Here is a 9,111-nt window from a genome sequence, read left to right on the forward strand (position 1 = left end):
TCGATTGTGGGTACGTTCGGCGTGATGTATCTGCTGGGCTATAGCCTGAACAATCTATCGCTGATGGCCCTGACCATTTCGACCGGGTTCGTCGTGGACGACGCGATCGTGATGATCGAAAACATTGCGCGCTTCCTGGAGGAGGGCGACTCGCCGCTTGAAGCTGCGCTCAAGGGCTCGGAACAGATCGGGTTCACGATTCTATCGCTGACGGTTTCGTTGATTGCCGTGTTGATTCCGCTGCTGTTCATGGGCGACATTGTGGGTCGGCTATTCCGCGAGTTTGCCGTGACGCTTGCGGTGACGATTCTGGTGTCGGCGGTGGTCTCGTTGACGCTGACACCGATGATGTCGGCCAAACTGCTGAAGCATACGCGCCCCGAGGACCAGAACGCCTTCTATCGCAAGAGCGAGAAATGGTTCGACTACGTCATCGAAAAGTATGCCGTGGGTGTGCGCTGGGTGTTGCGTCACCAGACCTTCACGCTGCTGGTTACGCTGGCCACCTTTATCCTCACCATCTATCTCTACATCGCCGTGCCTAAGGGGTTCTTCCCGGTACAGGACACTGGCGTGTTGCTGGCCATTACCGAAGCGCCGCAGACGGTCAGCTTTACGGCCATGCAGCAGCGGCAGGAGCAACTGGCGAAGGTCATCCTTGAAGACCCGGATGTGGAGAGCGTGTCGTCGTTCATCGGAATCGATGGGACGAACATGACGATCAACACGGGGCGTATTCAAATTAATCTGAAGGACAAGGACTCGCGCAAGGCTTCGGCGCTCGACATCATCCAGCGTCTGGAGTCGCATGTGTCGCAGGTCCCTGGGATTCAGTGCTACCTGCAACCGCTGCAAGACCTGACGGTGGACGACCGTGTGAGCCGGACGCAGTATCAGTACTCGATTGAAGACGCGAGCGCCGAAGAGCTGGCGGTGTGGTCCGACAGGATGATGCAGAGGATGAAGCAACTGCCCGAGCTGACCGACGTGGCCAGCGACCAGCAGTTGGGTGGGTTGGGTGCGCATCTGGTCATTGACCGCGATACGGCGGCGAGGCTGGGCATCACGCCCCAGAACATCGACGACACGCTCGACGATGCGTTTGGCCAGCGGCAGGTCTCGACGATCTTCACACAACTGAATCAGTACCACGTGATTCTGGAGGTTGCGCCAAAGTATCAACGCAATCCCACGGCACTGAACAATATTTACGTGAAGAGTTCGAACGGGACGCAGGTGCCGCTCTCCGCGTTCACGCACTTTGAAGAGACACAAGTTCCGCTGGCGATTAATCATCAGGGACAGTTCCCTGTGGTGACGCTCTCGTTCAATCTGGCTCCGGGTAAATCCATTGGCGATGCCGTGGAGGCAATCAACAAGGCAAAGGCGGACTTGAATCCGCCGCGCAGCGTAGATGCGCAGTTTGAAGGAACGGCGCGGTCGTTCGAGGCCTCGCTGACGAACGAGCCGCTGCTGATTCTTGCTGCGCTCATCGTGGTCTATATTGTCCTGGGCGTTCTGTATGAGAGCTATATCCATCCCATCACGATTCTTTCGACGCTGCCTTCGGCAGGTGTAGGCGCGATTCTGGCGCTGATGCTGTTTCACATCGACCTGAACGTGATTGGGTTAATCGGCATTATTCTGCTGATCGGCATTGTGAAGAAGAACGCCATTATGATGATCGATTTTGCGCTGGAGGCTGAGCGCGAACATGACATGGAGCCGGAGGCAGCGATCTATCAGGCGTGTCTCTTGCGCTTCCGTCCCATCATGATGACGACGATGGCCGCGTTGCTGGGCGGGTTGCCGCTGGCCATGGGCTCGGGCACGGGCAGCGAACTGCGCAAGCCGCTGGGCATCGTTATTGTGGGCGGCCTGCTGGTGTCGCAGGTGCTCACGCTCTACACGACGCCGGTGGTGTATCTGTTCTTCGACCGCATTGGCCGGAAGTATCTGCACACGCGCGAGGCTGACGCCGAATTTCGCGCGCACGAACATGAAGTGAGCGCGGACTGATGGCGCATCAGGAGCACAATCCGGATTTGGCTGACGCCAGAAAGAGCATCGCCCAGCGCATGACCGCGGGGCAGGTACATTTCTCCGCTCCGTTCATCAAGCGGCCCGTGGCGACGTTTCTTTTGTCGGTGGCGATTATCCTCTCGGGCGCGGTGGCCTACAAGCTTCTGCCGGTGTCCAATCTGCCTGAGGTGGAGTACCCGGTCATCTCTGTGGGTGCGAGCCTGCCTGGCGGCGATCCGGAGACGATGGCCTCGGCCGTAACGACGCCGCTCGAAAGGCAGTTTGCGAAGATTGCCGGCATCAACGAGATGACCTCGTCGTCTTCGTCGGGTTCCGCGCAGATCACGATGCAGTTCAACCTGGACCGCGATGTGAATGGCGCCGCGCGCGACGTGCAGGCGGCCATTAATGCGGCGCGCAGTCAGTTGCCGGCCAACCTGCCGGGTAATCCGACCTACAGAAAAATCAATCCGGCAGATTCACCCATTCTGATCCTTGCGCTCACGTCGAAGACGATGACGGTGCCCCAGCTCTACGATGCCTGCGATAGCATCCTTGCGCAGAAGATCGCGCAGGTGCAGGGCGTGGGGCAGACTTTTTGCGGAGGCAGCGCAAAGCCCGCTGTGCGCATCGAGGCGAACCCGATGCAGCTGTCGGCCTACGGAGTTGGGCTGGAGGCGCTGCGTGCCGCCGTCGGCACCATCAACGTTAACAAGCCGAAAGGCTACCTTGAAGACGACACGCGACGTTGGAGCATCAGCACCACGGATCAACTCTTTGGCGCGGCGGCCTATGCGCCGCTGATTATCGCGACCGATCGCGGACCGGTGAGCAATGCCAAAGCGAGTACGGGGTTGCCTGCAGCGGTGTCGGGGCAAAGCGGGTCCAACAGTACGTCGGCGGCAAACTCGAATGTGATCGGAGGCGCCGCGGGCACCCAGGCCTCAACGGCGTCAAAGAGCGCCATGGCGGGCCATGGTGTCGTGCGGATTGAGGACGTGGCGCAGGTTACGGATGGAGTCGAGAACCTCTATAACAGCGGCAGCTTCAACGGCCAGCGCGCCGTGTTGGTGATCGTCTTCAAGTCTTCGGGCGCAAACGTGATTGAGACCGTCGACAATGTGATGAAGATGATGCCGGAGCTACAGGCGTCTGTGCCGCCGGCCATGGATATTCACGTTGCCATGGACCGGACGACGACGATTCGCGCCTCGGTGAAGGAAGTCACGTATACGCTGATCGTCTCGACGCTGCTTGTCATCCTGGTCGTGTTCCTGTTTTTGCGTGAGGTGCGCTCGACGTTGATCCCGAGCGTCTCTGTGCCGCTGAGCCTGCTCGGTACTTTCGGCATCATGTACCTGCTGGGTTATACACTCGATAACCTGAGTCTGATGGCCCTGACCATCTCGACCGGCTTCGTCGTGGACGATGCGATTGTTGTCATCGAAAATATCACGCGCCATCTGGAAAGCGGCAAGAATCCGTTTGAGGCCGCGATGATCGGCTCGAAGGAGATCGGCTTCACGGTGCTTTCGATGAGTACCTCGTTGATCGCCGTCTTCATTCCGATTCTGCTGATGGGCGGCATTGTAGGCCGCCTGTTCCGCGAGTTTGCTGTGACGCTGTCGGTGGCGATCGTCGTCTCGCTGGTCGTTTCGCTGACGACCACGCCGATGTTGAGCGCGAGGTTTCTGGAACCGCACTCGAAGCGGAAGCACGGGCGCTTTTACAAGATGGGCGAGCGCGCTCTGAGCTGGCTGACGGCGGAGTATGACCGCGGACTCCAGTGGGTGCTCGACCATCAGGGTCTGATGCTCACAGTCACGCTTGCGACCGTTTTGCTCACCGTCTATCTTTACATCCTTGTGCCGAAGGGCTTCTTTCCCCAGCAGGACACAGGCCGCATCGGAGGCCAGGTGCAGGGCCAGCAGGATGCCTCCTTCTATGGGCTGAAACCGAAGGTCGAGGAGATTGCGAGGATTGTGCAGGAGGACCCTGGTGTAGAGAACGTGATGTCCTTCGTGGGCGCTGGGCCGGGCGGCGGCAATGGCGCTTCAGGCAGGATGTTTGTCTCTCTGAAGCCGGATGCCGAACGGGAAAAGCACGGCGATACGGCCGATGCGATCATCAACCGTCTGCGCTCGAAGACGAACCACATTCCGGGGGCACGTCTGTACCTGGTGTCCTATCAGGACGTTCGGGTTGGTGGGCATAGCACTGCAACTCAGTATCAGTACTCGCTGACCTCCGATAGCCTTTCAGAGTTGAACGAGTGGTCGCCGAAGCTGATGGCCGCCATGCAGAAGCTGCCGCAGTTGAAGGACGTTGCCACCGACCAGCAGGAGCAGGGACTGCGCGCGCAACTGGTCATCGACCGCGACACGGCGAGCAGGCTGGGCGTCACTCCGCAGAGCATCGACGCCACGCTGTCGGATGCCTTTGGTCAGCGGCAGGTCTCAACCACCTACATGCCGCTGAACCAATATCACGTCGTGATGGAGGTCGCACCAGAGTATCAGCGCAATCCGGACGCGCTGCGCAACATCTACGTCAAGAGCACAACCGGAGCGGAGGTGCCGTTGTCGGCTGTTACGCACTACGAGACGGAGCGCATTCCGCTGGTTGTCAACCACCAGTCGCAGTCGCCTGCGGTGACGCTCTCCTTCAACCTGACGCCAGGCGTTTCGCTCAGTGACGCCACGGTCGCCATTGAACAGGCGCGCGTAGACATCGGGATGCCGTCGAGCATCCACGGCGGATTTCAAGGTACGGCGCAGGCGTTTCAGGCATCGCTCAAGTCGGAGCCGCTGCTGATTCTGCTTGCGCTGGTGGCCGTCTATATCGTGCTCGGAATACTGTATGAGAGTTTTGTCCACCCGCTCACGATCCTCTCTACGCTGCCCTCGGCTGGTGTGGGCGCGCTGGTGGCGCTGCTGCTGTTCAAGGTCGAGCTGAGCGTTATCGCCATGATCGGTATTATTCTGCTGATCGGCATCGTGAAGAAGAATGCGATTATGATGATTGACTTTGCGCTGGTGGAAGAGCGCGAAAACGGCAAGACCGCGAAGGAAGCCATCTATCAGGCGTGCCTGCTGCGGTTCCGTCCCATTATGATGACCACGATGGCTGCGCTGCTGGGTGGGCTGCCGCTGGCGCTTGGCACCGGCACCGGCAGTGAACTGCGCCGCCCGCTCGGCATTACGATCGTTGGAGGGCTGATCGTCTCGCAGGCTCTGACGTTGTTTACCACGCCGGTAGTGTATCTGTTCTTCGATCGCCTGCGGGCGCGGATGGCGCGGCTGCGCGGCCACTCCGGCAAGATGCAGCCGTTGCAAACAGTGAGCGGAGACTGAGGCTCTTTCGTTCTTCGTCTGCGAGCATCTTCGTTATCGGATAGCAGATTCAAATGACTGAAAGCGGCGCTCAAGCTCCCACTGCTCCGCCGCCTTTTCATTCTGCGTGAGAAAGCTGCGGCATTGTGCGTTCGGCTTCTCCGTGCCCATCGGCTGTGCAGCGCAGGCCGGATTGACGCGGAGGAAGACGTCGGGCTTTTCCCAGAGGCTCGCGCCGGGGAGGAAGCTGTGTTCAAGGCTGGCGCGCGCCATATTCTTCAGATCGAGATAGCTAAGATTGAAGTCCAGCGCGGCACGCGTGTACTCGCGCGTGAGCGTGATGCGCGAGACGCCCTCGTCGTCGGTGGAGAGCGCCACGGGGACACCAGCCGCGCGATAGATGGGCAGCGGATGATGACGCGCATCAACACCGAGGATGACGTCGTTCGAGGTGAGATTGATCTCGACCATGATGTGCCGCGCTGCCATCTCCTTGAGCAGTTCGTGCGGCCTGTCTTCGTACATGACGTCGACGCCGTGGCCGATGCGCTCAGCATGACCGAGTTCGACGGCCTCGCGGATGTGGAAGCGGAGACCTGCTGGAGGAACGAGGCCAGGAGCAAGTTCGCCGGCGTGCAACGTAATGTGGACCTTCGGATAGACGCTGTGTAGATAGTCGAGCATCAACATCTGGCGGTGATACTCGGACATGGCAAGGTAGGCATCTTCGGGTTGCACAAAGTTGATGCCGACCACGTCGGGGTCCGCACTCGCCAACTCGAAGTAAAGCAGCGTCTGCGCAAAGACTTGCTCGGGCGGAAATGCGCGGAGCACTTGCCCGAGGAAGCGGATCTTGACCGAGCAACCCGCCGTGGCGTCTGTCTGACCGCAGTGTTCAATCTGGTTGCGCGCTGCGAGAGCGTCGCTGATCTCTTTGCGATCGACCTCCACTTCGTCGCGCAGTCCACCCGCCAGTAGCTCTTCGCGGAGATGCGCAAGGTCCGCCCGCGACGTTCCGGCCGCATCGCCCGTGGAGTTCGCTGCGGGGTTGGCATCGGTGGGCCAGCCAAGAGATTCACCGAGCTTTGCAGCGGCAGAGAACGTGGGTGTGTGCATGATTTCGAGGTACTGTTCGTTCTGCGCCGCAGCGCGGGTGGCTACTTCATCGAGCCACTCGCCAAGATGGGCTTTAGCAATGCCGCCGAAGCGGCTGAAGGTGGCGAAGAACTGATCGTGCCCGCTGACGCCCGCGCTGGGAACGAAGCTGCGCATGGAGAAGGAATCGACAAGCTGGTCGTAGAGATGCTGGTCTTTGAAGGCATCGGAGGCGCGAACGCTGCCCTCTCCGCAGACGGGCTGCTGCGGCAGACTGCGCGTGGTGGCCAGCGGTTTGAAGAAGCTCAACGTCGCGGGATTGACGCAGAGGCCATCGGCTGCGGCGTCCTTGATGAACGTCTCCGCATAGACCGCGCCGGAGAGGTGCATGTGCAGGTCGGCCCCCTTCGGCATCCGGTCGAGAAATGCATAGAGTTCGAGCGGGCTCTGCTTCGCCTGATTGAATGCCTGCTGGACGCGCGGCTCCTCGGAAGTTGCGGCTCGGGGTCGAGCAGGGCGCTGGGCAAACACGGAGGCGGCGAGACAAAGCAGGAGGGAAGAGCAGACAAGACCAGAGGCATGACTCGGCATACGATGCACCTTCAACGTGAGAGGCTGAGAAAGAATATGAGAAAGAATAAAGGATAGCGCGAGATGGGTCAGCGCGAGTGAGTTGGCGGTATGGCGCGGGATTGCTATACTTGAATTGCATTTGCGCTGTCGACTCTCGTCGGCGGCATTGCTCCCCTGAACGGGCCGGGCACAGATGAAGCAGCACCGCTGCGGGTGTTCTTGGCGTTCCCCGCAATCAGCGTTTCAGCCAAGGCCAGATAGCTCAGTGGTAGAGCGCGGCCCTGAAAAGGCCGGCGTCGGCGGTTCGATCCCGTCTCTGGCCACCACATTCTAAACAACTTAGCGGCGACCAAAGAGTTAGTATTTTAGTCGTCCGAACAATATCCGAACATCGTCATCCGACGCTCTTGTTGTCGGACTCTTCCTGCTCCATCAGCTTCCAGACCTCCCGCGCTATGTTGCTGGTCTTGGCGATGTGCTGCCGTCCCAGCTTGGCATAACGTTCGGTCATTTTGATGTTCGAGTGGCCCAGTATCTTCGCAAGCTCGTAAAGATCGCCGCCCTTCATCATGTACCAGGATGCAAAGGTGTGACGTAGATCATGGAATCGAAAATCCTGAATTCCCGCTCGGGCGAGCAAATCCTCAAAACTTCCTTCCACTCGCTGCCGTCCGCTTCTTGTACCCGGCTCTGGCGGTAAAATTCGATCCTCACCAATCACTGCTGGATACCGCCGAATTTCGACGGCCAGTTCCGGAGGCATCGGTACGTAACGCATCTTGCCGCCCTTCAGCTTTGCCCGTACCGCCAACAGCCCCTCGCCATACATCACATCCGACCAGCAAAGCCGGAATATCTCGCCCGACCGCATTCCGGTTGTAACGGCGATCAACACGATCAACCTCAGACGAAGATTTGTCTTGTTGAGGTCTTTTGTGCCCTTCCGATACATCCGTTCGTCGAGCGCGATTTTCAGCGCGCGAAGCTCGTCTTCCGAAAGATAACGGTCCCTGGCATCGTCTGGACGCTTCACCTCCACTTGGTCCGCTGGATTCCGGTCGAGACCGGTCTCCTTCGACCAGATGGTGGAAGCCTTCTCCATCATGTGGTGCATGACATTGAAGTGCCGGACAGCCGTACCGAGTGACAGATCACGAACCCCTGTAAGGTTTTCGTACCACCGCTGTACCGCTATACCGTCAACCTCCCGCGCGAACAGCCGCCCCAATTCCGATCGGATGCCCTCCAAGATGCTCTTTTCCCGATCCGCCGATAGCTTCTTGCTGCCGTAGTGCGTCCGGTAGCGGTCAATCAATGCCGACATGCGGTAATTGATCTCCCGCTTAACATCGAGGTGCCGGTTTTCGTCTCGATTTGTCATCTTCTTCCGCAATATTTTCTTGGCGAGTTCCAAGCCACCATGAACGGTCTGGCTCTTATTGCGACCTCCTTCTCTCCAACGGACCTCATATAAGCCATCGGACAATTTGTGAACAGACATTTTAGCTTCTCCCTTCAGTCAATGGTTTCGATTGTGTGTTGCTCGATGTAGCGCTCAAGCGCCTTCACATCGAACCGCAACGCACGACCGACCTTGACGCAGGGGACCTCCCGCAACCTGGACTTTTTGTAGACCGTGTCCACTTCAAGACCCAGATATTGGGCGGCCTCCCTGACATTCAGGAGCCGCCTACCGATGACTCCATTTGACACTATTTCGATCGCTTCTTTGCGAAACATTTTTGTTTACCCTGACCCCATCCGCAGCTTCGATTGATGAGTCCTGTGAGTTTCAGCCTATTGAGAGGTGACAAGCCCCATTCGGAAAACTTTTCCGCGCGGTTGCCAAACTTTCCACACTCAAGCAACCCCCCAAACAGGAGCCAGGAAGGCGCTTTACGCGCCTATTCTCCACTTCGCGCCGCAAGGGTGGACGGCCCCGGAGAACCGGGCCTTGTGGAGTCCGTTCGGGCAAGCGCCGCCCGCGCGCCAAACGGAAGTGCGTGTTTGGCACTTGACGCGCCCACCCCTCCGGCCTCCCCACCCTTGCTCGACTCGTTATGCCCGTCTGCCTGCGGGCGTTTTTTGT

At 59.0% G+C, this 9,111-nt stretch carries 6 protein-coding genes and 1 tRNA gene; 3 read left to right on the forward strand and 4 right to left on the reverse strand.

Translation table 11 applies throughout. From position 1 onward, the window contains the following. Together VFU66_RS14750 and VFU66_RS14755 are read left to right on the forward strand one after the other, a co-directional pair. A partial coding sequence (locus tag VFU66_RS14750) for an efflux RND transporter permease subunit (RefSeq protein ID WP_326447029.1) occupies positions 1 to 2,019 on the forward strand: 2,019 nt, incomplete at its 5' end. A gap of 59 nt (positions 2,020 to 2,078) precedes the next feature. Next, positions 2,079 to 5,375: an efflux RND transporter permease subunit gene (locus VFU66_RS14755; RefSeq protein WP_414649459.1), complete on the forward strand. Its 3,297-nt coding sequence runs from the start codon at positions 2,079 to 2,081 to the stop codon at positions 5,373 to 5,375. Between the two features lie 33 nt (positions 5,376 to 5,408). Here the strand turns inward: VFU66_RS14755 and VFU66_RS14760 are convergent, their stop codons facing one another. Further along, complete coding sequence (locus tag VFU66_RS14760; RefSeq protein ID WP_326447031.1) at positions 5,409 to 7,040, reverse strand: adenosine deaminase family protein; 1,632 nt, start codon at positions 7,038 to 7,040, stop codon at positions 5,409 to 5,411. A gap of 233 nt (positions 7,041 to 7,273) precedes the next feature. Between VFU66_RS14760 and VFU66_RS14765 the strand changes: the two genes are divergently transcribed. After that, a tRNA-Phe gene (locus tag VFU66_RS14765) sits at positions 7,274 to 7,348 on the forward strand. A gap of 68 nt (positions 7,349 to 7,416) precedes the next feature. Here VFU66_RS14765 and VFU66_RS14770 read toward each other — a convergent pair. The 3 genes from VFU66_RS14770 to VFU66_RS14780 all read right to left on the reverse strand — a co-directional run. Further along, a complete protein-coding gene (locus tag VFU66_RS14770) occupies positions 7,417 to 8,436 on the reverse strand; it encodes a tyrosine-type recombinase/integrase (RefSeq protein WP_326447032.1) in 1,020 nt (339 codons plus the stop codon). A gap of 101 nt (positions 8,437 to 8,537) precedes the next feature. Next, positions 8,538 to 8,735, reverse strand: coding sequence for a helix-turn-helix domain-containing protein (locus VFU66_RS14775; protein WP_326447033.1), 198 nt, complete (start codon positions 8,733 to 8,735; stop codon positions 8,538 to 8,540). A 191-nt stretch (positions 8,736 to 8,926) separates the two neighbouring features. Then, on the reverse strand, positions 8,927 to 9,111 hold a 185-nt coding region (locus VFU66_RS14780), incomplete at its 5' end, for a hypothetical protein (RefSeq protein ID WP_326447034.1).

The organism is Edaphobacter sp. (assembly GCF_035763405.1).
Classification (GTDB): Bacteria; Acidobacteriota; Terriglobia; order Terriglobales; family Acidobacteriaceae; genus Edaphobacter.

Coding starts and splice junctions, on each gene's coding strand:
- VFU66_RS14755 (WP_414649459.1), top strand. CDS start 2,079: ATGACCGCGGGGCAGGTACATTTCTCCGCTCCGTTCATCAAGCGGCCC.
- VFU66_RS14760 (WP_326447031.1), bottom strand. CDS start 7,040: ATGCCGAGTCATGCCTCTGGTCTTGTCTGCTCTTCCCTCCTGCTTTGT.